The organism is Burkholderia sp. 572 (genome assembly GCF_040545135.1).
GTDB lineage: Bacteria > Pseudomonadota > Gammaproteobacteria > Burkholderiales > Burkholderiaceae > Burkholderia > Burkholderia cepacia.
In genome coordinates this window covers 426416-447642 of record NZ_JBEPLH010000002.1, presented here as the reverse complement: position 1 = coordinate 447642, position 21227 = coordinate 426416, and the positions used below count along the sequence as shown (strand labels likewise).

At 65.4% G+C, this 21227-nt stretch carries 19 protein-coding genes; 1 reads left to right on the top strand and 18 read right to left on the bottom strand.

The annotated features are described in order from the left end of the window. Position 1 precedes the first annotated feature (1 nt). From ABIC51_RS05740 to ndk, 17 genes are all read right to left on the bottom strand, one after another. The gene (locus tag ABIC51_RS05740) at positions 2 to 1918 is read right to left on the bottom strand and encodes a potassium transporter Kup (protein WP_027787243.1); all 1917 of its coding nucleotides are present in this window, start codon (positions 1916 to 1918) and stop codon (positions 2 to 4) included. A 276-nt stretch (positions 1919 to 2194) separates the two neighbouring features. Beyond that, positions 2195 to 2791 (bottom strand): phosphoribosyltransferase, encoded by a 597-nt coding sequence (locus tag ABIC51_RS05735; protein ID WP_021163124.1) that lies wholly within the window; start codon positions 2789 to 2791, stop codon positions 2195 to 2197. Positions 2792 to 2797: 6 nt separating this feature from the next. Next, a complete protein-coding gene (locus ABIC51_RS05730) occupies positions 2798 to 4144 on the bottom strand; it encodes an adenylosuccinate synthase (protein WP_011352252.1) in 1347 nt (448 codons plus the stop codon). A 113-nt stretch (positions 4145 to 4257) separates the two neighbouring features. Beyond that, the gene (locus ABIC51_RS05725; RefSeq protein ID WP_027787242.1) at positions 4258 to 5406 is read right to left on the bottom strand and encodes an ATP phosphoribosyltransferase regulatory subunit; all 1149 of its coding nucleotides are present in this window, start codon (positions 5404 to 5406) and stop codon (positions 4258 to 4260) included. A 103-nt stretch (positions 5407 to 5509) separates the two neighbouring features. Continuing rightward, entirely contained in the window at positions 5510 to 5701 is a 192-nt protein-coding gene (locus ABIC51_RS05720; RefSeq protein ID WP_011352254.1) for a DUF2065 domain-containing protein, read from the bottom strand. A gap of 36 nt (positions 5702 to 5737) precedes the next feature. Continuing rightward, positions 5738 to 6637 (bottom strand): protease modulator HflC, encoded by a 900-nt coding sequence (gene hflC, locus ABIC51_RS05715; RefSeq protein WP_027787241.1) that lies wholly within the window; start codon positions 6635 to 6637, stop codon positions 5738 to 5740. Positions 6638 to 6652: 15 nt separating this feature from the next. After that, positions 6653 to 7993, bottom strand: a complete 1341-nt coding sequence (hflK, locus tag ABIC51_RS05710; protein WP_175852613.1) for an FtsH protease activity modulator HflK — start codon at positions 7991 to 7993, stop codon at positions 6653 to 6655. A gap of 47 nt (positions 7994 to 8040) precedes the next feature. Next, entirely contained in the window at positions 8041 to 9216 is a 1176-nt protein-coding gene (gene hflX / locus ABIC51_RS05705; protein WP_027787240.1) for a GTPase HflX, read from the bottom strand. 72 nt (positions 9217 to 9288) lie between these two features. Next, positions 9289 to 9528 (bottom strand): RNA chaperone Hfq, encoded by a 240-nt coding sequence (gene hfq / locus ABIC51_RS05700; RefSeq protein WP_006399927.1) that lies wholly within the window; start codon positions 9526 to 9528, stop codon positions 9289 to 9291. Between the two features lie 155 nt (positions 9529 to 9683). After that, on the bottom strand, positions 9684 to 11021 hold the full coding sequence (der, locus tag ABIC51_RS05695) for a ribosome biogenesis GTPase Der (protein ID WP_027787239.1): 1338 nt from the start codon (positions 11019 to 11021) through the stop codon (positions 9684 to 9686). Positions 11022 to 11268: 247 nt separating this feature from the next. Beyond that, complete coding sequence (gene bamB, locus ABIC51_RS05690; RefSeq protein WP_042977620.1) at positions 11269 to 12414, bottom strand: outer membrane protein assembly factor BamB; 1146 nt, start codon at positions 12412 to 12414, stop codon at positions 11269 to 11271. 41 nt (positions 12415 to 12455) lie between these two features. Next, complete coding sequence (locus tag ABIC51_RS05685; protein ID WP_027787237.1) at positions 12456 to 13085, bottom strand: tetratricopeptide repeat protein; 630 nt, start codon at positions 13083 to 13085, stop codon at positions 12456 to 12458. A gap of 55 nt (positions 13086 to 13140) precedes the next feature. Beyond that, positions 13141 to 14481 carry a histidine--tRNA ligase gene (gene hisS, locus ABIC51_RS05680; RefSeq protein WP_027787236.1) on the bottom strand — a complete coding sequence of 447 codons (1341 nt, stop codon included), beginning with the start codon at positions 14479 to 14481 and terminating at the stop codon, positions 13141 to 13143. Positions 14482 to 14497: 16 nt separating this feature from the next. Beyond that, positions 14498 to 15802, bottom strand: a complete 1305-nt coding sequence (gene ispG, locus ABIC51_RS05675) for a flavodoxin-dependent (E)-4-hydroxy-3-methylbut-2-enyl-diphosphate synthase (RefSeq protein WP_027787235.1) — start codon at positions 15800 to 15802, stop codon at positions 14498 to 14500. Positions 15803 to 15914: 112 nt separating this feature from the next. Continuing rightward, complete coding sequence (locus ABIC51_RS05670; RefSeq protein ID WP_027787234.1) at positions 15915 to 16943, bottom strand: helix-turn-helix domain-containing protein; 1029 nt, start codon at positions 16941 to 16943, stop codon at positions 15915 to 15917. A 165-nt stretch (positions 16944 to 17108) separates the two neighbouring features. After that, a complete protein-coding gene (gene rlmN, locus ABIC51_RS05665; RefSeq protein ID WP_027787233.1) occupies positions 17109 to 18248 on the bottom strand; it encodes a dual-specificity RNA methyltransferase RlmN in 1140 nt (379 codons plus the stop codon). 55 nt (positions 18249 to 18303) lie between these two features. Next, positions 18304 to 18729 carry a nucleoside-diphosphate kinase gene (ndk, locus tag ABIC51_RS05660; RefSeq protein ID WP_011352265.1) on the bottom strand — a complete coding sequence of 142 codons (426 nt, stop codon included), beginning with the start codon at positions 18727 to 18729 and terminating at the stop codon, positions 18304 to 18306. Positions 18730 to 18978: 249 nt separating this feature from the next. Between ndk and ABIC51_RS05655 the strand changes: the two genes are divergently transcribed. Continuing rightward, on the top strand, positions 18979 to 19677 hold the full coding sequence (locus tag ABIC51_RS05655; protein ID WP_006761414.1) for a Bax inhibitor-1/YccA family protein: 699 nt from the start codon (positions 18979 to 18981) through the stop codon (positions 19675 to 19677). Between the two features lie 65 nt (positions 19678 to 19742). Here ABIC51_RS05655 and rlmD read toward each other — a convergent pair whose 3' ends face one another. Next, positions 19743 to 21197, bottom strand: a complete 1455-nt coding sequence (gene rlmD, locus ABIC51_RS05650) for a 23S rRNA (uracil(1939)-C(5))-methyltransferase RlmD (RefSeq protein WP_021163112.1) — start codon at positions 21195 to 21197, stop codon at positions 19743 to 19745. Between the last annotated feature and the right edge of the window lie 30 nt (positions 21198 to 21227).

Sequence of the window (21227 nt, the reverse complement as noted above, 5' to 3'; positions counted from 1 at the left end):
GTCAGATCTCGATCTTCGTCCCGAGCTCGACCACGCGGTTCGCCGGGATCGAGAAGAAGTCGGTCGGCTTCGCGGCATTCTGGTGCATCCACGCAAACACGCGCTCGCGCCAGATCGACATCCCGGGCAGATGCGTCGGCACGACCGTTTCGCGCGCGAGGAAGAACGACGTGTCCATCAGCTCGAACGTCATGTCGTGCGTGCGCCCGAATTCCTCGAGCACGGCCTTCACGTCCGGCGTCTCGTTGAAGCCGTACTCGGCCTTGACGATATACAGGCCGCCGCCCGCATCACGCGCGGTCTGGCGCTTGTCGTCGCGCACGTAGGGAAAATCGCGCGTCACGAACGTGAGGAAAATGGTCCGCTCATGCAGCACCTTGTTGTGCTTCAGGTTGTGCAGCAGGCTGACGGGCACGAGCTTGTCGTTGCCGGTCAGGTAGATCGCGGTGCCCGACACACGATGCGGCGGATGCGCGAGCAGGCCCTGCAGGAACGGCTCGAGCGGAATACCGTCGGCCGCCGTGCGCTCCTTGACGATGTGACGCCCCTTGTACCAGGTCATCAGCAGGAAGAACAGCAGCGCGCCGATGCCGAGCGGCAGCCAGCCGCCCTGCGCAACCTTCAGCAGGTTCGCGCCGAAAAAGCCGAGGTCGACCGCGAGGAACACGGCGATGATCGCGCCGACCAGCAGCCGGTTCCAGTTCCACACCTTCACCATCACGACCGCGGCGAGCACGGTCGTGATCACCATCGTCGCCGTCACCGCGATGCCGTACGCGGCCGCGAGGTTGTCGGAGCTCTTGAAGCCGATGACGATGCAGAGGATCACGAACAGCAGCAGCCAGTTCACGACCGGCACATAGATCTGGCCGATCGCGAGATCGGACGTATGCAGCACTTTCATGCGCGGCACGTAGCCGAGCTGGATGGCCTGCGACGTCAGCGAATACGCGCCCGAGATCACCGCCTGCGACGCGATCACGGTCGCGACCGTCGACAGCACGACGAGCGGCAGCAGCCCCCATTCGGGTGCCAGCAGGAAGAACGGGTTCTCGATCGCCTTCGGGTTCTGGATCAGCAGCGCGCCCTGGCCGAAGTAGTTCAGCACGAGCGACGGCATCACGAGCCCGTACGCGGCGATGCGGATCGGCTTCGCGCCGAAGTGGCCCATGTCCGCGTAAAGCGCTTCCGCACCGGTCAGCACCAGCACGACCGAGCCGAGCACGACATAGGCCTGCAGCACATGCTCCGACATGAACGACGCGGCGTAATACGGGTTGATTGCCGCGATGATGCCCGGCACGCGCACGATGTGGTACACGCCGAGCGCGGCAATCACAACGAACCACAGCACCATGATCGGGCCGAACAGCTTGCCGACCAGCGCGGTGCCGTGGCGCTGGATCCAGAACAGCGCGATCAGGATCACGATCGTGATCGGCATCACGAGATGGGACAGGTGCGGCGTCGCGATCTCGAGACCTTCGACCGCCGACATCACCGAGATCGCCGGCGTGATCACCGCGTCCCCGTAGAACATGCACGCGCCGAAAATCCCGAGCGCCATCAGCGCGCCCGCGACGCGGGTCTTCGAGTCGAGCGGCCGCAACGACAGCGCCATCAGCGCGAGCACGCCGCCTTCGCCGTTGTTGTCCGCCCGCATCACGAACAGCAGGTACTTGATGCCGACCACCAGGATGATTGCCCAGAACAGCAGCGAGATCACACCGAGAATCGATCCTTCGGTGAGCGGGATACCGTGTGCGGGGCTGAACGCCTCCTTGAGCGAATACAGCGGGCTGGTGCCGATGTCGCCGAACACGACGCCGATGGCTGCTATCGCTAGCGCCCGCATCGAGTGTTGCTGCGTCGAATGCGGCGCGTGTGCTGCGTCGGTCGCGTGGATCGTGTCGTTCATATGAAGCGTAATAATCGGGTCCGGGTCGGACAAAACGAGCGCTATTCTACTCGCGCCCCCTTGAAACGCCGCCCTGCTCTGTTGCCTTGGAACCACGTGAGCCACGCCATGCATGCAATCCGGCGCAAGCTGTGGCAGGGCTGCCAATCATAGCCGGGGCAGCGCCGTCTGCCTACCGGATCCGCGGCCCGCGCGCCGCCGGCGTGCATGGCGCCCCAATGAAAAACGGCGCCGCAAGCGGCGCCGTACAAGGCTTTCCTTCGATTGGCCGGCCGCTTACGCGCCCGAACCGTCGCGCTGTGCGCGACCGCGCTTGATCCACGCCTCGAGGTTGTGCGGGCGAACCGTATCCCATTCCTCGAACGGCTGATGAATCCACGGATTCGTCGGCAGATACTGCGTGTGATAGTCGGGCTTGACCTTCGAGCAACCCTTGTACCAGAGCACGGCAGAACGCACGGCCGTCACGGACGGGTAGCGCTCCTTCAGGTGCTCCTGCACGCGCGCAAGCGTGACGCCCGAATCGACGAGATCGTCGACCAGCAGCACGTTGCCCGCCAGATTGCCGCGCGTCATCGTGATGTACTGCGCGATGTCGAGCTCGCCCTGCTCCGTGCCGGCCGCTTCCCGGTACGAACTCGTCGCGAGGATCGCGAGCGGCACGTCGTAGATGCGCGACAGTTGATCGCCGACGCGCAGGCCGCCGCGCGCGAGGCACAGGATCTGGTCGAACTTCCAGCCCGATGCATGTACCTGGAGGGCGAGCAACTCGATGAGACGGTGATATTCGTCCCAGCCTACCCACAGGTTCTTGTCGTCGTTGCGCGGATCGGTCATCAAGTCTGCCGCCGTCATCGTGATTTGCTGCGTCATCTGGGGTTACACCTTGAACGGATGGCGGAGCAGGATCGTTTCGTCGCGGTCCGGGCCCGTCGATACCATGTCGACCGGCACACCGGCCACTTCCTGGACGCGGGTCAGGTAAGCCTGGGCGTTCGCCGGCAGCGCTTCCCACGTCTTGATGCCGACCGTGCTTTCCTTCCAGCCGGCAAACGTTTCGTATACGGGCTCGCAACGGGCCACGTCGGCGGCACCGCGCGGCAGGATGTCCGCATCCTTGCCGTCGATCTTGTAGCCGACGCACAGCTTGACTTCGTCGAGGCCGTCGAGCACGTCGAGCTTCGTCATGCACAGGCCCGACACGCCGTTGATCTGGATCGAGCGGCGCAGCGCGGCCGCGTCGAGCCAGCCCGTGCGGCGCGGACGGCCGGTGACCGAACCGAATTCCTTGCCGACGTTCGCGAGCGTGACGCCGACCTGGTCCTGACGCTGCGGGTTGTCCGCATCGTACAGTTCGCTCGGGAACGGGCCCGAGCCGACGCGCGTGCAATACGCCTTCGTGATGCCGAGGATGTAGTTGAGCTTCTGCGGGCCCACGCCCGCGCCGGCCGACGCCGCACCTGCGACGCAGTTGCTCGACGTGACGAACGGATAGGTGCCGTGATCGATGTCGAGCAGCGTGCCTTGTGCGCCTTCGAACAGCAGGTTCTGGCCCGCATTGTTCGCGTCGTACAGGCGGCGCGACACGTCGGCCACCATCGGCTTCAGGCGGTCGGCATAACCGAGCATCGTGTCGAGCGTCGCCTGGAAATCGACGGCCGCGCCGCCCAGGTACTGGGTCAGCACGAAGTTGTGGAAATCGAGGTTTTCGCGCAGGCGGTCGGCGAAGGTCTTCGCGTCGAACAGGTCCTGCACGCGCAGCGCGCGGCGGCCGACCTTGTCTTCGTACGCGGGGCCGATGCCGCGGCCCGTCGTGCCGATCTTGCCCGCGCCCTTGCGCGCTTCGCGCGCCTGGTCGATTGCGATGTGGTACGGCAGGATCAGCGTCGTCGCTTCGGAAATGAACAGGCGGTCGCGCACGTTCACGCCGGCCTCTTCCAGCTCGCCGATTTCCTTGAACAGTGCTTCGGGGGACAGGACGACGCCGTTGCCGATGTAGCAGGCGACGCCTTCACGCATGATGCCCGACGGAATGAGGCGCAAGATCGTTTTCTTGCCGCCGATGATGAGGGTGTGGCCGGCGTTGTGACCGCCCTGGAAACGCACGACGCCCTGAGCGTGGTCCGTCAGCCAGTCGACGATCTTGCCCTTGCCTTCATCACCCCATTGCGTTCCCACGACGACGACATTGCGCCCGGGAGTCACGTTCACTGCGCTGGCAGACATGTTGATTCGTTAGCTGGTTAAAAACGTATTCTACCTATGTTCGCGGGCGATTCCGAATTTTTCCGTTTCGCTTCAACGATATGCACGCCGAAGCACGTCCCGCGAACGCCTCTTTATCGGGGTTCGACCACCCATGCGCCGTTGCGCTCGACGAGCGACCGGTCGCAGGCGAACTCGTCAAGCACGTGATCGTGGCCCGGCAGCGCCTGGATCACGACCTCGCCCGCATCGCGCAGCGCCGAAACGGCCGCGCTCAGCGCGTCGTCCTGCGCCCACGGCGCGAGAATCGCGGTACCGCGAGCCTCGACCGGCGAAATCCGGGCGAGCTCGCGCAGGTCGAGCGAGAAGCCGGTGGCCGGACGCGCGCGACCATACGCCTGGCCGACGTGGTCGTAGCGGCCGCCGCGTGCGATCGCGTTCGGCACGCCGTCGATGTAGGCGCTGAACATCGCGCCGCTGTGATACGCGTAGCCGCGCAGATCGCCCAGATCGATCGCCACTTCGGCACCCTTCGCCTGCGCCGCGAGTTGCGCCAGATCGTCGAGCGCCCGCGTGATTTCGGGCAGCACCGGCAACCGCGTCCGCGCCTCGGCGAGCACGCTCGCGTCGCCATAGAGGTGCGGCAGCGCGCGCAGCGCGGCGCGCGTATCGGCGCCGAGATCGTCGGTCAGTTCGTTCAGCAGCGGCACGTCCTTGCCCGACAGCGCGTCGTACAGCGACTCGCCACGCTCCGCGGCCTGCGCGTCGCGCGCCAGCAGCGCCGCGAGCACGCCCGCGTGGCCGAGGTCGAGACGGATGCGCGACAGGCCTGCGAGATGCAGCGCATCGAGCATGAGTTGCTGGATCTCGAGGTCGGCTTCCAGCCCGGCATGCCCGTAGATTTCGGCGCCGATCTGGATCTGCTCGCGCGTCGCGTGCAGGCCGCGCGGACGCGTATGCATCACGTGGCCCGCATAGCAAAGGCGCGTCACGCCCTGGCGGTTCAACAGGTGCGCATCGATCCGCGCGACCTGCGGCGTGATGTCCGCGCGCAGGCCGAGCGTACGGCCCGACAGCTGGTCGACCAGCTTGAAGGTGCGCAGGCGCAGGTCGGCGCCGCCGCTCGTCAGCAGCGACTCGAGATACTCGAGCAGCGGCGGCATCACCATTTCGTAGCCATACGAACGGAAGCGGTCGAGCAGCCTGCGGCGCAGCTCCTCGATCTTGCGCGCTTCCGACGGCAGCACGTCGGCGATATTCTCGGGAAGTAACCAGGTCGACATCGGTACGGTCCTACGACGGGAAACAGCGCGCGACCAAGCGCGCCGCGATGTGAATCGGAAATTCTGAATTCGGGCGGGACGGACGGCGGATGCGCCGTCCGGATCAGGTGGCGAGCAGCAGGAGTATGAGCCCGAGCACCATCACGATCAGCCCGCCGATCCGGATATGATGCGGCGGCCGCTCAGCTATTCTACGAAACGTGTCGCGCCAGGCGACGGGAAATACGAAGGGGAACGCCCCCTCGATGATCAGCATCAGCGCTACTGCGAGCAACAACGAGCCAGCCAGGTCCATGCGAGCGACGGCGCCGCTCGACGCGGCGCCCCAAGGTCAGTGTTTGCGGGGAGCAGCAGCCGCCGGTGCGGCACCGCCCGTCGGGCTGCGCATGAAGCGGAAGAACTCGCTGTCGGGATCGACGACGATGATGTCGTTGCGCTTGAACGTATTCCGGTAAGCCTGCAGGCTCGCGTAGAACTGATAGAACTGCGGATCGCGGCCGAACGCATCGGCGGCGATCGTCGCAGCCTTCGCGTCGCCCTCGCCCTTGATCGTCTGCGCGGACTTGTACGCGTTCGCGAGCACGGCCTGCTGTTCGCGTTCGGCGTCGGCCTTGATCTGCTCGACGTCGGCCGCGCCTTGCGCACGCACCTGCGCGGCCTGATCGCGCAGTGCGCCGATCATCCGCTGATAGACGGCATCGGTTTGCGCGGCGGGCAAGTCGACGCGCGTCAGCTGGACGTCGACCACATCGACGCCGAAACCGGACGCCTTTGCCTTCACTTCGTCGCGGGCCGCATCGGCGATCGCACGCTGGCCGCCAAGCGCATCGTCGAGCGCACGCTTGCCGAACGCGTCGCCGAGTGCGCCCTTCAGTGCGCCGGCCAGCCGTTCGCTGGCTGCCGCCGGGTCGCCCCCCGTCGCCGTGAAATACTTCATCGGATCGCCGATCCGGTACTTCACCGCATAGGCGACGAGCAGATCGTGCTTGTCTTCCGTCGCCAGTTGCAGCGGATCCGACGACTCGAGCGATTGCAGCCGCGTGTCGATCAGCGTCGCCGTCTGCAGCGGCGGCGGCAATTTGAAATGGATGCCGGGCCCCGCCAGTTCAGGCTGGGCGCCGTCGCGCCCCGACAGCACGGCCGCATGGCGCGGATCGACGGTAAGGACTGTCGAGGATGCCGCAAAGGCAACGATCACGATTGCGACGACGAGCGCAATGATTCGGTTCATGTTCTGCGCTCTCCGTTACTTCAGATCGTCTTCGCGCGACCGGCTGCGAAACGCCTCGCGCGATCGCAGCACGTCGTTGCCCGACGCTGCCGCAGCCGACGCCGCACTCGCGGGCGCCGCTACCGCCGGCGCGACGGCCGCCGGTGCCAACGCCGCATCGGGTGCGGATGCCCCCGTGGACGCCGCGGCGTTTTGCCGCCCCTGCTCGACGAGCTTGTCGAGCGGCAGGTACACGACGCTGTTGCCGCCCTTGTTGCCGACGAACACCTTCGTCGAGTTCGAATAGATTTCCTGCATCGTCTCGAGATACATCCGCTCACGGATCACCGCAGGCGCCTTCGAGTACTGCGCATAGACCTGCTTGAAGCGGTCGGCATCGCCTTCGGCTTCCGTGACCACGCGATCGGCATACGCCTTTGCTTCGTCGACGAGCTTCGCGGCATCGCCCTGCGCCTTCGGCAGCAGGTCGTTTGCATACGCCTGCGCGGCGCGCTTCGCGGCCTCGCGCTCGTCGCGCGCCTTGGCGACTTCGCCGTACGCGGCCTGCGTCTGCTCGGGCGCCGCAACGCTCTGCATCGTGACGGCCGTCACCTCGAGTCCCGACTGGTAGCGATCGAGATCGCGCTGGATCGCGGTGGAAAGCTGCTCGCGCAGCGCGTCGCGGTCCTGGTTCAGCACGTCGGCGGCGCTGCGCGTACCGACGATCGCACGCACCGCAGCCTGCGCGGCCTGCGACACGCTGCGCTCCGGATCGACGCTGCGGAACAGGTAATCGGTCGCGGAACGGATCCGGTACTGGACGATGAAGCGCACGTCGACGATATCGGCATCGCGCGTCAGCATCGCGGCTTCCTTCACGTTCGCGAAGCGCACGACGTTGTTGCGGCCGATCTCGATCGAGCGGACCTGCGACGTGTCGACGATCTCGTGCGACGCGAACGGATACGGCGCGCGCCAGTGCACGCCCTGACCGACCGTACCCGACAGTTTGCCGAGCTGCAGCACGACGCCTGTCTGGCCTTCCTGCACGACGAACAGCCCGCTGCCCGCGTAGACCGCGACCAGCACGCCGATCACGATGCCTACGCCGACTCGCGCGGCCCGCCCGTTGTCAGGACGAAAACCGTTGCCGCCCTTGCCGCCGAAAAGGCCGTTCAGGCGCCGGTTGAAGTTGCGCCACATCTCGTCGAGATCGGGCGGACCATCACCGTCGCCGCCTTGCGGACGCTTCGATTCGTTCGCACGGGGACGGGATCCGTCTTTGCCATTGCCTTCGCCGCGTCCCCAGCGGGGATCGTTGATCGACAGCAAGGCGCGCATCCGCCGCCAGGTACTCCGCTCGTTGTATTCGTTCACCAGAGTTTGTTCACCAGATTAGACGCCGGCGAACCGGCCGGGACCGGTTAGCGCCCGTGTTCGGAAATCGTGTGGTCTTCGTGTGGTTCAGCGGGGGCGCCGTCGAGCGCGCCGTCGGGTAACGTCGCGCCGGAAAGGTGTTCCGCGGAGGCGATTTCGGCGATGGCGGCACGCAACGCGTCAAGACCCTGACCGGTGCGCGCGCTCAAAAAGACGCGCGAAATATTACCATACTCGTCCCGCTCGACCGCGTCGCCGCGGGCCGCCAGCTCAGGCACGGCGTCGATCTTGTTGAACACCAGTACCTGCCGGATCGTGTCCGCGCCGATCTCGTGCAGCACGCCGTTGACCTGCTCGATCTGTTCGAGCCTGACCGCGCTCGATGCATCGACCACGTGCAGCAGCAGATCCGCGTGAATCGTTTCCTCGAGGGTCGCGCGGAATGCGGCGACCAGCTGGTGAGGCAACTCGCGGATGAACCCGACCGTATCCGACACGACGATCTGGCCGACCTCGTCGCCGAGATACACGCGCCGCGACGTGGTGTCGAGCGTGGCGAACAGCTGGTCGGCCGCATAGGCCTGCGCTTTCGTCAGCGCATTGAACAGCGTCGACTTGCCCGCGTTCGTATAGCCGACCAGCGACACCGACATCGTGCCGCTGCGCGCGCGTTGCCGGCGTTGCGTGCTGTGTTGCCGGCGCAGCCGGTCCAGCCGCGACTTCAGCATCTTGATGCGCTCGCCGATCAGCCGGCGGTCGGTTTCGAGCTGGGTTTCGCCAGGGCCGCGCAGGCCGATACCACCCTTCTGCCGTTCGAGGTGGGTCCACGCGCGAATGAGTCGCGTCGACAGGTACTGGAGCTGCGCGAGCTCGACCTGCAGCTTGCCTTCGTGGCTACGGGCGCGCTGCGCGAAGATGTCGAGGATGAGGCTGGTGCGATCGACCACACGCCTGTTAAGTGCCTGCTCCAGATTACGTTGCTGGGCCGGCGCCAATGCGTGATTGAAGATGACGATTTCGACGTTGTGCGCGTCGCAGGCGAGCCGGAGTTCTTCGGCTTTGCCGCTGCCGATGAACATCTTGGCATCGGGACTGGAGCGACGACCCGTGAGGGTGACGGCGGGACGGGCCCCCGCACTGGAGGCGAGAAGACTGAGTTCTTCGAGACTGGCTTCGAAATCGGTCTTGCCGAAATCGATGCCGACGAGCGCTGCGTTGATCAAATTTTCAGGTGTCAAGATAAGGCGGCTGGCATCGGTCGCTCGCGGCGACCGGATGCCGGCCGCTGCGATAGGTTAGGACGAGGCTTCCGCGTCCGGGTGGAAATTCACCGGGCGCGCCGGCACGACCGTCGAGATGGCGTGCTTGTACACCATCTGGGTCACCGTATTACGGAGCAACACGACGTACTGGTCGAACGATTCAATGTTCCCTTGAAGCTTGATGCCATTGACGAGGTAGATCGAAACGGGAACGTGCTCTTTGCGCAGTGCGTTCAAAAACGGGTCTTGTAACAATTGCCCTTTGTTGCTCATGGCGTACTCCATCTTTTTTTGCAGGTTGATCTGGATTGGCGGCGAAGAAAAAGAGATCCGGCGCCAATCGCTACACTATAGCCGATTTTGCCTGGCCCACCCGGGGCATAGGCCGTGCGGCCTACCCCTTGTGTAACGCGTGTAACAGGCGTGCTTCAGCTCTTGTCCGCGTACGGATTGTTCGACGAACGGAACTCTATGCGCAATGGAGTCCCTGTCAGTGAGAAAGTTTCGCGGAACCGGTTTTCCAGGTAACGCTTGTACGTTTCCGTCACGGCGTCGAGCGCGTTGCCGTGGATGACGATGATCGGCGGATTCTGGCCGCCCTGGTGCGCGTAGCGCAGCTTCGGACGCACCGGGCCGCGACGGCGCGGCTGCTGGAACTCGACTGCCTCGATCAGCGCGCGCGTGAGCTTCGGCGTCGGCAGCTTCGCCATTGCCGCCGCGTACGCGTCGTCGACCGAGCGCATCAGCGTGCCGATGCCGGTCTTCTTCGTGGCAGAAATGAAGTGCGATTTCGCGAAGTCGAGGAATTTCAGCTTGCGGGTCAAATCCGCTTTCGCCCGATCGCGCGCATGCTCGTCGAGCCCGTCCCACTTGTTGACGCCGATCACGAGCGCGCGACCCTGTTCGACGACGAAGCCGGCGATGTGCGCGTCCTGATCGGAAATGTCCTGCTGCGCATCCAGCAGAAGAATGACGACGTTCGCGTCGGAGATCGATTGCAGGGTCTTCACGACCGAGAACTTCTCGATCGCCTCGAACACCTTGCCGCGGCGTCGCAGGCCGGCCGTGTCGATCAGCGTGTATTTCTTGCCGTTACGCTCGAAGTCGACGTAGATCGAATCGCGCGTCGTGCCCGGCATGTCGAACGCGATCACGCGATCCTCGCCGATCAGCGCGTTGACGAGCGTCGACTTGCCGACGTTCGGGCGGCCGACGATCGCGATCTTGATGCCGCGCGACGGATCGTTGTCGTCCTCTTCCGCCGGCCGGTCCGCGTACGCGACCTCCAGCGCCTCGTTGATCATGTCGGTCACACCGTCGCCGTGCGCGGCCGAGATCGCGCGCGGATCGCCGAGCCCGAGCTCGTAGAAGTCGGTCGCGACCGCCGTGTACTTCATCCCCTCGGCCTTGTTGACGACCAGGAAGATCGGCCGGCCGGTCTTGCGCAGGTAGTCGGCGATCGACTTGTCCTGCGGCGCGAGCCCGTTGCGGCCGTCGACGATGAACACGACGACGTCGGCTTCCTCGACGGCCTGGCGCGTCTGGCGCGCCATCTCGTGCAGGATGCCGTCCTTCGCGACGGGCTCGAAGCCGCCCGTATCGACGACCAGGTACGGCCGCTCGCCGACGCGCCCTTCGCCGTAATGGCGATCGCGCGTCAGGCCGGGCAAGTCGGCGACCAGCGCATCACGCGAACGCGTGAGCCGGTTGAACAGCGTGGATTTCCCCACATTGGGGCGCCCAACGAGGGCAATGACCGGTTTCATCTGTGTTTTCTACGGTGAAGCGCAGCAGCGGGAGGCCCGCTGCTGCGGGCGGCTGCGCTGAATGAAAATATCACGAATTCGCGCCGCGCCGGATGCGCGCGCCTGGCGCGCGATGCGCGCCGTCGTCTTTCGTCTCGAACTGCCTTTCAAATACCGAGCGGCCGGGAGCACCGGCCGCCTTCAAGTCGCGCGACCACGGCGCGCGGGACAAGCCCGTCGCGCCGCGGTCGCGCATGTTTCCTGCGCGTCAGCGCGGACGGAATCCGTACAGGCCGCCGTCCTTCGTCTGCACGACGAGCGTATTGCCCGCGAGGACCGGCGCCGCCGTGATCGCGCTGCCGTCGGTCTTCATCCGCGCGATGAAGCTGCCGTCTTCGCGCGACAGGAAATGCACGAAGCCCTTGTAATCGCCCATCACGACCGCGTGCCCGAGCAGGTACGGCACGCCGACGTCGCGGCTCTTCAGCTTGTCGTTGCGCCAGAGCTGGTTGCCCGAAGCGGCATCGTACGCGGTCACGACCGACCAGTCGTCGCCGCCGGCAACGACCGAGTCGTCCTGCGCGAGGCCGCTGCGGCTCGAGAACGGCTTTTCCCACAGCGGGCGCCCCGAGTTCGCATCGAAGCAGCCGAGCTGACCCTGGAACGTCACCGCGCAGGCTTCCGCGCCCACAAGCGTCGGCGGGCCGCTGACGTCGTTGATGCGCTCGACCTCGGTCACGCCCTTCGGGAACGACACCGGCGTCTGCCAGAACGGCTCGCCCGTCTGCAGGTTGATCGCGACCAGCCCGCCGCCGGGGAAACCCGCCAGCACCGCCGCGTCACCGGCGAACGTCATGCCGGCCGACACACGCAGGTTCAGCGGCACCGCGCGGTTGCGGTAGTTCCACTTCTGCTCGCCCGTCTGCGCGTTGAACGCGACCACCTGGCCGTCGATCGTGCGGACGACCACCAGGCCGTTGCCGACGAGCGGCGGCGAGAAGATCTCGCCCTGCACGCTGGTCTTCCACAGTTGCTTGCCGTCCGGGCCCAGCACGAACACGCCGCCCTTCAGCGCGCCGACCGCGGTCAGGTTGCCGTCGCTGCCGACACCGGCCGACAGGTCGGAGCCGACCTTCGCGCGCCAGACCGTCTGGCCCGTCTTCGCGTCGATCTTCTCCACCGAACCGTTTTCGCCCGCCGCATAGACGGCGTCGCCCACGGCCACCGGCGAGAACAGGTAGCGCCCGCCCTTGCCGACGCTCGCCTTCCAGACCTGTTGCACGTCCATCACGGGCTTGAACTCGGTGAGCGGCGTCGGCACGCGGCGCGCGTCCTTCGACGACGAGCAGGCCGCCAATGCGAGGACAGCCGCCGCGCAGGCAACGGGCACAGCGTAACGTTTCAGCAAATTCATCGGTTAGCGAAGCAGAGTTAAGAGGTTGAGGGGACCGGGGTTCAGCCGCCGAGCGCGTCCAGCTTGAACTGCACGAGCTGGCGGGCAGACTGGTCGTCCTTCGACAGGCCGTCGAGCGCGAGCTTGTATGCGGCGCGCGCGTCGTCGGTCTTGCCTTGCGCGGCAAGCAGATCGCCGCGGCGATCGGCCACGAGGCCCTTGAATGCATCGACCGGCGTACCCGACAGCAGCGCGAGGCCCGCGTCGTACGCCTTCTCGTCGAGCAGCAGCGACGCGAGGCGCAGCTTCGCGATCTGCTTGTACTCGTCATCCTTGGCGTGATCGACGGCCCATTGCAGTTGCGCCTTCGCACCTGCCGTGTCACCGGCCGCGTACAGCGTCTTCGCGGCGGAAAGCGCCGTCATCTGTGCATACGGCGTGCTGCCGAACTTGTCTTCCATGTCGGCGGCCGCGCGAGCCATCGTCGCCTTGTCGTTCGCGGCGGCAGCCTTCTGGACCTGTTCGTACAGCCCGGACGCCTCGGCAGCCTGACGGCGCTGCCAGTAGTTCCAGCCATTGAAACCGGCCGCGACGACGAGCGCCGCGAGCACGATCCACGTGGTGAGGTTGCCCCAGCGGGCCCACCACGCCTTCAGACTTTCAATCGATTCTTGTTCGTCGTGATAACTCATCGGCGAGCGATTCCTTCCTGTTCAGGCCTTTCTTGTCGAGCGGATGCCAGCGCGATCAGTCGTCGCCGTCTTCGGCGGATGCAACCATCGCATTGATTAGGAATTCGGTCAAGCCTTCGACCGGTACGGTCTGCTGAACGTTCTTTTCCCCGTCTCCGCCCGCACCGCGCAGCGCCTTCACGCCCACCGTACCGTTCGCAACCTCCTCTTCGCCGAAGATCACCGCGAACGCGGCGCCACTGGCGTCGGCCCGTTTCATTTGCGACTTGAAGCTCGCCGGCGCGCCGTCCGCGCTGCAGTGGAAGATCACGTCGAGGCCCGTATCGCGCAGGCGCTCGGCCGCGATGAACGCCTGTTCGCGCGCGGTCTCGCCCTGGTGCACGACGTACACGTCGACGCCTTCCTGCTCGGGCGCGAGATCTTCTTCCTTCAGCAATTCGAGAATCCGCTCGATGCCCATCGCCCAGCCGCACGCCGCGGTCGGCTTGCCGCCGAGCTGCTCGATCAGCGGATCGTAGCGGCCGCCGGCCGCGACCGTGCCCTGCGCACCGAGCTTGTCGGTCACCCACTCGAACACGGTCAGGTTGTAATAGTCGAGACCACGCACGAGACGCGGGTTGATCTTGAACGGGATGTTGTTCGCGAGCAGCAGGCGCTGCAGCCCTTCGAAGTGTGCGCGCGATTCTTCGCCGAGGAAGTCGATCAGCTTCGGCGCGTTCTGCGCGATTTCCTGCAGCGCGGGATTCTTCGTGTCGAGCACGCGCAGCGGGTTCGTATACAGACGGCGCTTCGCATCCTCGTCGAGCACGTCGGCGAACTGCTCGAGGTACTTGATCAGTTCGACGCGGTGCGCGGCACGCTCTTCGGCGAGGCCGAGCGAGTTGATCTCGAGCTTGATGCCGGTCAGGCCGAGGTCATCCCACAGGCGCTGGCACATCATGATGATCTCGGCATCCGCATCGGGGCCCGCGAAGCCGAGCGCCTCGACGCCGACCTGGTGGAACTGGCGATAGCGGCCGCGCTGCGGACGCTCGTGACGGAACATCGGGCCGATGTACCACAGGCGCTTCGGGCCGTCGTACAGCATGTTGTGCTCGATCGACGCGCGCACCACGGCCGCGGTATTTTCCGGGCGCATCGTCAGGTTCTCGCCGTTCAGCGCGTCGGTGAAGCTGTACATCTCCTTCTCGACGATGTCCGTGACCTCGCCGATACCGCGCGTGAAGAGCTGCGTGTGCTCGACGATCGGCGTGCGGATGTTCTGGTAGCCGTATGCGCGCAGCAGCGATTTCACGGTGGCTTCGAAGAACTCCCAAAGGCCGGCATCCTGCGGGAGGATGTCGTTCATGCCCTTGACGCCGGTGAGCTTCTCGATCTTGCGTTTTTGTTCAGTCATCGTGTGTGTGGACGAATTAGTTCAGGGCCTCGGTACGGCCGTAATTGCGTGCGACGTAGTCGCTGACGATCTGCTGGAATTCCTCGGCGATCCGCTCGCCGCGCAGCGTCTTGACCTTCTCGCCGTCGATGAAGACGGGCGCGGCCGGGTTCTCGCCCGAACCCGGCAGGCTGATGCCGATGTTTGCGTGCTTCGATTCGCCCGGGCCGTTGACGATGCAACCCATCACCGCGACGTTCATCTTCTCGACGCCCGGATACTCCTTGCGCCAGACCGGCATCTGTTCGCGCAGGTAGGTCTGGATCTGCATCGCGAGCTCCTGGAACAGCGTGCTCGTCGTACGGCCGCAGCCCGGGCACGCGATCACCATCGGTGCGAACGAGCGCAGGCCCATCGTCTGGAGGATTTCCTGGCCGACGATCACCTCGCCCGTGCGCGATGCGCCCGGCTCCGGCGTCAGCGAGATGCGGATCGTGTCGCCGATCCCTTCCTGCAGCAGCACGCCGAGTGCAGCCGTCGAAGCCACGATGCCCTTCGAGCCCATGCCGGCCTCGGTCAGCCCGAGGTGCAGCGCGAAGCCGCAGCGGCGGCCGAGTTCGCGGTACACGGCAATCAGGTCCTGCACGCCGCTGACCTTGCACGACAGCACGATACGGTCGCGGCCGAGGCCCAGTTCGACCGCGCGCTCGGCCGAGCCGATCGCCGACTGGATCAGCGCCTCGTACATCACGCTCTGCGCATCCCACGGCTGCGAACGCGCACCGTTCTCGTCCATCATGCGCGCGAGCAGATCCTGGTCGAGACTGCCCCAGTTCACGCCGATCCGTACCGGCTTGTCGTACTTGGCCGCGGCCTCGATCATCTGCGCGAACTGCGTATCGCGCTTCGCGCCCTGGCCGACGTTGCCGGGGTTGATCCGGTACTTCGACAGCGACTCGGCGCAGCCCGGGTAGTCACGCAGCAGCAGGTGGCCGTTGTAGTGGAAATCGCCGACGAGCGGCACGGTCACGCCCATGCGGTCGAGCTGCTCGCGGATCGCCGGCACGGCGGCCGCGGCCTCGGGCGTGTTGACCGTGATGCGCACCAGTTCGGAGCCCGCGTTCGCGAGTTCCTTGATCTGGATTGCCGTGCCGATCGCGTCGGCCGTGTCGGTATTCGTCATCGACTGCACGCGCACCGGCGCGTCGCCGCCGATCGTCACGAGCTGCCCGCCCCAGCGGACATCCACCGCATGCGATACGCGGCGCGGCTGATGCCCGCCGAACACCGGCTCGGTTGAACAAATCTGACTGCTGCGTGGGGATTGAGCTTCGGATTGCATCGATAGATCCATTTACGCGGAATGCGCCGCGACGCGGCGCATGAATTGAAAAAGCGCCGTGCCCTCACGGCCTGCCGATATCGACGACAGGCCTTCGCCACGGCGCTTGGCGTCAGGGCAACGTGAACCGCGCCACGTTACCCCGCGCTGCCGAATATTTTGCCGGATCGACGGGTTTTCCGTCGAACGCAACGGTGTCGAGGCCCGCCTTGTTGCCGATCGTGACCTTGAACGGGCCGTCGCCCGCGACCTGCTTCGCCTCGCCGCCGCGTACCAGCCCGGAGAACAGCTCCTTGCCGCTCTTGTCGCGCACGCTGAACCAGCTGTCCTGCTTGACCTTCAGTTCGACCATCGACTGGCCGGCCGCGACCGCGACGCTCGCCGGCTGAGCCGGCGCGGCAGCGCTTGCCGCCGTCGTCGCCACGACAGGCTGCGATGCGGCGGCCGTCACGGCCGGCGCCACCGGCGCGGGCGCCGGAGCTGCCGACGCAATAACCGGTGCCGGCGCAGCAGATGCAGCAGCCGGGGCCGGAACCTCATTCGCGACCACGGCAGCCGCCCCGCTCGAGGCCGCTTCTTCGACGGTTGACGAGGATGCCGCCGCCGGCACGCTCGCGGCCGACGCATGCTCCGCGTCGCCGCTCTTGAAACGCGCGAGCAGGCTCGACGAATCGCCGCCAGTGTGCCACATCAGTACGGCGACCACCGCGACGACGACGATCGCCGTGCCCCACAGCCACGGATGATGCCGCGACGATCCGCCCAGCGGAATCGACACGCGGCCGCGCGGCAGATCCGTCCCCGACGACGCGGGCATCGACAGATCGACTTCCGGCACACCGCGCTCACGGCGCAACGCCTGCGCGAACGGTTCCGGATCGACGCCGAGCATCTTCGCATAGCTGCGTACGACGCCGAGTGCAAACGTCACGCCGGGCAAATGACTGATGTCACCCGCCTCGAGCGCCCGGAGCTTCTGCGGTGCGACCTTGAGTCGCGCCGACACGTCGTCGACGGTCCACCCTCTTGCCTCCCGAAGCTGCGCCAGTCGGCTGCCGACCGCCGCAAGCGATTCCAACCCTGCCGGTGCCGGCTTCGCGCCATTCGTCTCTGCGCCGTTAGACGGCTGCGGCTCACTCATCCTTGTCCTCGCGTCGATTCTTCTTCACTGGCGGCCGCCGCCGGTTCCCGCCGGCCGGCACCCGCAACTGTCCATACCATGCGCGACGCCGTGGCGCCGCGACCGATCGCTTTTCGCGTGTTGTACCGCCCCAAAGGCGCTGGCATCCCCGGCCAGGCGCCCCTGTCAAATCGCCCGAACCTCGATGATTTTCCCTGCTGCGCCCGTTCGTTCCGCGAGGCGCGTGCGATCCTTCACTGCGCCGGCCAGCTGGCCGCACGCGGCATCGATGTCATCGCCGCGCGTCTTGCGCACGGTCGTGACGACACCCGCGTCGATGAGGACCTGCGCAAAGCGCTTGATCTGCTCCGGTTTCGAGCGGATGAGGCCCGATTCCGGAAACGGATTGAACGGGATCAGATTGAACTTGCACGGCACGTCGCGCGTGACGGCCAGCAGTTCGCGTGCATGCGCTTCGGTGTCGTTGACGCCGTCCAGCATGCAGTATTCGAAAGTAATGAAGTCGCGCGGCGCGACTTTCAGGTAGCGCTGGCAAGCCGCCATCAGCTCGCGCAGCGGATACTTCTTGTTGAGCGGCACCAGCTCGTCGCGCAGCGCATCGTTGGGCGCGTGCAGCGAAACGGCCAGCGCGACCGGCAACTCGGCGCCAAGGCGGTCCATCATCGGCACCACGCCGGACGTGGACAGCGTGACGCGGCGGCGCGACAGGCCGTACGCGTTGTCGTCGAGCATCAGCCGCATGGCCGGCACGACCGCGCTGTAATTCAACAGCGGCTCGCCCATGCCCATCATCACCACGTTGGTGACGACCCGCTCGGCCTTGCCGTTCGGGCCGGGTGCGCGACCCAGCGACGCTCGCAATGCAAATTCGGCCATCCGTAGCTGGCCGATGATTTCGGCTGTCGACAGGTTGCGGGAAAAACCCTGCTTGCCCGTCGAACAGAAGCGGCAGTTCACCGCACACCCGGCCTGCGACGACACGCACAGCGTGCCGCGCGTCTCTTCCGGGATGAACACGGTTTCGACCGCGTTGCCGTTTCCGACGTCGATCAGCCACTTGCGCGTGCCGTCGGTGGAAACGTGATCGCTGGCGATCTCGGGCATGACGATCGACGCGCGGCCCTTGAGCTTCTCTCTCAAGGACTTCGCAAGATCGGTCATACCGTCGAAATCGCCAGCGTTGTACTGGTGGATCCAGCGCTGCAACTGCTTGGCGCGGAACGGCTTCTCACCGAGGCTGCCGCAGTACGCGACAAGACCCTCGGCATCGAAGTCGAGAAGATTGACGGAAGTTTCGCTCGTCATGATGTGCTGCCTTGCCGCGTGCGCTGAATCCTGCCTACTTGCTGCCAGCCAGGGCTTAGCGCGAGTAAACGTTCATTTCCGGGAAGAAGAACGCGACTTCGACCGCTGCCGTTTCCGCAGCGTCCGAGCCGTGCACGGCGTTCGCGTCGATGCTGTCGGCGAAGTCGGCGCGGATCGTGCCCTTTTCCGCCTTCTTCGGATCCGTTGCGCCCATCAGGTCGCGGTTCTTCAGGATCGCGCCTTCACCTTCCAGAACCTGGATCATCACCGGGCCCGAGATCATGAAATCGACGAGGTCCTTGAAGAACGGACGCGCTGCGTGAACCGCGTAGAACTTCTCTGCGTCAGCACGCGACAGATGTGCCATGCGCGATGCGACGATCTTCAGGCCGGCGCCTTCGAAACGGCTGTAGATCTGGCCGATCACGTTCTTTGCCACCGCATCCGGCTTGATGATCGACAGGGTGCGCTCGATTGCCATAAAAACTCCAAGAAATTAAGAAGTTACAGGTTCAAATGAATCCGCTATTGTAGCACGATCCCGTGTATCATTGCGATTGAACCCTTACACGCATGAAAGGTTCAGAATCCATATGTTTTGTGACGCCCGGCCATTGAAACCTCCCGGCACGGAACGTATCTTAGCCATAGCTGCTCCGGTTTGCTGCGCCGCACACCGCGCGCGCCGAACCGGCCCCGGACGCCCACGCGTTCAATGTTAGGAGAAACCATGAACGACTATCCGTACAATTTCGGCCGCGGCGGTTCCGTCAGCACCGCCGAGGTTCGCAACCGCGTGCTGCGGAACACGTACTGGCTGCTCGCGCTGTCGATGGTGCCGACCGTGCTGGGCGCCTGGGTCGGCGTCGCGACGGGCTTCTCGCTGTTCGCGGCCACGAGCCCGATGATGAGCCTGCTCGCGTTCTTCGCGATCGCGTTCGGCTTCATGTTCGCGATCGAGCGGACGAAAAACAGCGCGGCCGGCGTGTTCGTGCTGCTCGGCTTCACGTTCTTCATGGGCCTGATGCTGTCGCGCCTGCTGAGCTTCATCCTCGGCTTCTCGAACGGCCCGTCGCTGATCATGCTCGCGTTCGGCGGCACCGGCATCATCTTTGCCGCGATGGCGACGATCGCCACCGTCAGCAAGCGTGATTTCTCGGGGCTCGGCAAGTGGCTGTTCATGGGCGTGATCGTCATCCTGCTTGCATCGGTCGCGAACATCTTCCTGCAACTCCCGGCGCTGATGCTCACCGTGTCGGTACTCGCGATCGCGATCTTCTCCGCCTACATGCTGTTCGACGTCCAGCGCGTCGTGAACGGCGGCGAGACGAACTACATCTCGGCGACGCTCGCGATCTACCTCGACCTGTACAACGTGTTCACGAACCTGCTCGCGCTGCTCGGCATCTTCGGCGGCAACCGCAACTGACGTTCGCCACGCATCATGAAAAAACCGGCCCGCGGGCCGGTTTTTTTTCGTCCGCCGCCCAGAACTCAGTCGCGCTCGAACAGTGCGATCGATTCGACGTGCGACGTATTCGGGAACATGTTCACGACACCGGCGCCCTTCAGGCGGTAGCCGGCCTCGTGCACGAGCAGGCCCGCGTCGCGCGCCAGCGTCGACGGGTTGCACGACACATAGACGATGCGCTTCGGCAGCGGGCCTTCACCGCTCTGCGCGATCTCGGCCAGCGCCTTCGATACCGCGAGCGCGCCTTCGCGCGGCGGGTCGATCAGGAACTTGTCGAATGCGCCGAGCGCACGGATGTCGTCGCCCGTCACTTCGAACAGGTTCCGGCACGCGAACGTCGTGTGACCGTCGACACCGTTTTCGCGCGCATTCGCCAGCGCGCGCGTCGTCAGCGTGTCGCTGCCCTCGATGCCCATCACCTCGCGCGACAGCCGCGCGAGCGGCAGCGTGAAGTTGCCGATCCCGCAGAACAGGTCGAGCACGCGGTCGTCGCGCGACGGCGCGAGCAGGCGCAGCGCACGGCCCACCAGCACGCGGTTGATCTGATGATTGACCTGCGTGAAGTCAGTCGGCTTGAACGGCATGCGGATACCGAATTCCGGCAGCGTGTAATCGAGCGACACGTCGAGCGGATAGAACGGCGTCACCGTATCAGGGCCCTTCGGCTGCAGCCAGAACTGCACCTTGTGCTCGTCCGCGAATGCGCGCAGCAACGCTTCGTCGTCCGCGTTGATCGGCTCCAGCACACGCAGCACGAGCGCCGTGACTTCCGAGCCGACCGCGAGCTCGATCTGCGGCATCCGATCGCGAATCGACAGCCCCTCGACGAGCCGGCGCAGCGGCACCAGCATCGCCGACACGTGCGGCGGCAGCACTTCACAGCTCGTCATGTCGGCCACGTAGCTGCTCTTCTTCTCATGGAATCCGACCAGCACGCCGCCCTTCTTCGCAACGTTGCGCACGGTCAGGCGTGCGCGGTAGCGATAGCCCCACGACGGGCCGTGGATCGGCGCGAACATCGTTTCCGCGCGCAGCTTCGCCAGGTGCCACAGGTTGTCTTCGAGCACGCGCTGCTTGACCGCTACCTGTGCGCGCATGTCGAGATGCTGCATCGAGCAGCCACCGCAGGTGCCGAAGAACGCGCATTTCGGCTTCGTACGCATCACGCTCGGGCGCAGAATGTCGACAACCGTCGCCTGCTCGTAGCTCGGCTTGCGGCGGAAGCTCGAATAGGTCACGCGCTCACCCGGCAGCGCGCCCTCGACGAAAATGACCTTGCCCGGCTCGCCGTCCTCGGTAATCGTGCGGCCGACACCGCGCGCTTCCATGTCGAGCGATTCGATCTCGAGAACCGGGGCGATTCCGGGCGCGACGGGCGCATTTCTTGATTTGCGCGCAGAAGTGGGGACGGCTTCGGACACCAGCTTTTCCTGACAAACGTTGAAGAAGGCGAGATTGTAGACGACGAAGGCCCGCATCGCCCGCTTTGCATGAGGCAGGCGTCCATA

What these genes read in the sequence shown, in the direction of transcription:
- ABIC51_RS05740 (WP_027787243.1), bottom strand. Translation starts at nt 1,918, where the DNA reads ATGAACGACACGATCCACGCGACCGACGCAGCACACGCGCCGCATTCG.
- ABIC51_RS05735 (WP_021163124.1), bottom strand. Translation starts at nt 2,791, where the DNA reads ATGACGCAGCAAATCACGATGACGGCGGCAGACTTGATGACCGATCCG.
- ABIC51_RS05730 (WP_011352252.1), bottom strand. Translation starts at nt 4,144, where the DNA reads ATGTCTGCCAGCGCAGTGAACGTGACTCCCGGGCGCAATGTCGTCGTC.
- ABIC51_RS05725 (WP_027787242.1), bottom strand. Translation starts at nt 5,406, where the DNA reads ATGTCGACCTGGTTACTTCCCGAGAATATCGCCGACGTGCTGCCGTCG.
- ABIC51_RS05720 (WP_011352254.1), bottom strand. Translation starts at nt 5,701, where the DNA reads ATGGACCTGGCTGGCTCGTTGTTGCTCGCAGTAGCGCTGATGCTGATC.
- hflC (WP_027787241.1), bottom strand. Translation starts at nt 6,637, where the DNA reads ATGAACCGAATCATTGCGCTCGTCGTCGCAATCGTGATCGTTGCCTTT.
- hfq (WP_006399927.1), bottom strand. Translation starts at nt 9,528, where the DNA reads ATGAGCAACAAAGGGCAATTGTTACAAGACCCGTTTTTGAACGCACTG.
- der (WP_027787239.1), bottom strand. Translation starts at nt 11,021, where the DNA reads ATGAAACCGGTCATTGCCCTCGTTGGGCGCCCCAATGTGGGGAAATCC.
- bamB (WP_042977620.1), bottom strand. Translation starts at nt 12,414, where the DNA reads ATGAATTTGCTGAAACGTTACGCTGTGCCCGTTGCCTGCGCGGCGGCT.
- ABIC51_RS05685 (WP_027787237.1), bottom strand. Translation starts at nt 13,085, where the DNA reads ATGAGTTATCACGACGAACAAGAATCGATTGAAAGTCTGAAGGCGTGG.
- hisS (WP_027787236.1), bottom strand. Translation starts at nt 14,481, where the DNA reads ATGACTGAACAAAAACGCAAGATCGAGAAGCTCACCGGCGTCAAGGGC.
- ispG (WP_027787235.1), bottom strand. Translation starts at nt 15,802, where the DNA reads ATGCAATCCGAAGCTCAATCCCCACGCAGCAGTCAGATTTGTTCAACC.
- ABIC51_RS05670 (WP_027787234.1), bottom strand. Translation starts at nt 16,943, where the DNA reads ATGAGTGAGCCGCAGCCGTCTAACGGCGCAGAGACGAATGGCGCGAAG.
- rlmN (WP_027787233.1), bottom strand. Translation starts at nt 18,248, where the DNA reads ATGACGAGCGAAACTTCCGTCAATCTTCTCGACTTCGATGCCGAGGGT.
- ndk (WP_011352265.1), bottom strand. Translation starts at nt 18,729, where the DNA reads ATGGCAATCGAGCGCACCCTGTCGATCATCAAGCCGGATGCGGTGGCA.
- ABIC51_RS05655 (WP_006761414.1), top strand. Translation starts at nt 18,979, where the DNA reads ATGAACGACTATCCGTACAATTTCGGCCGCGGCGGTTCCGTCAGCACC.
- rlmD (WP_021163112.1), bottom strand. Translation starts at nt 21,197, where the DNA reads ATGCGGGCCTTCGTCGTCTACAATCTCGCCTTCTTCAACGTTTGTCAG.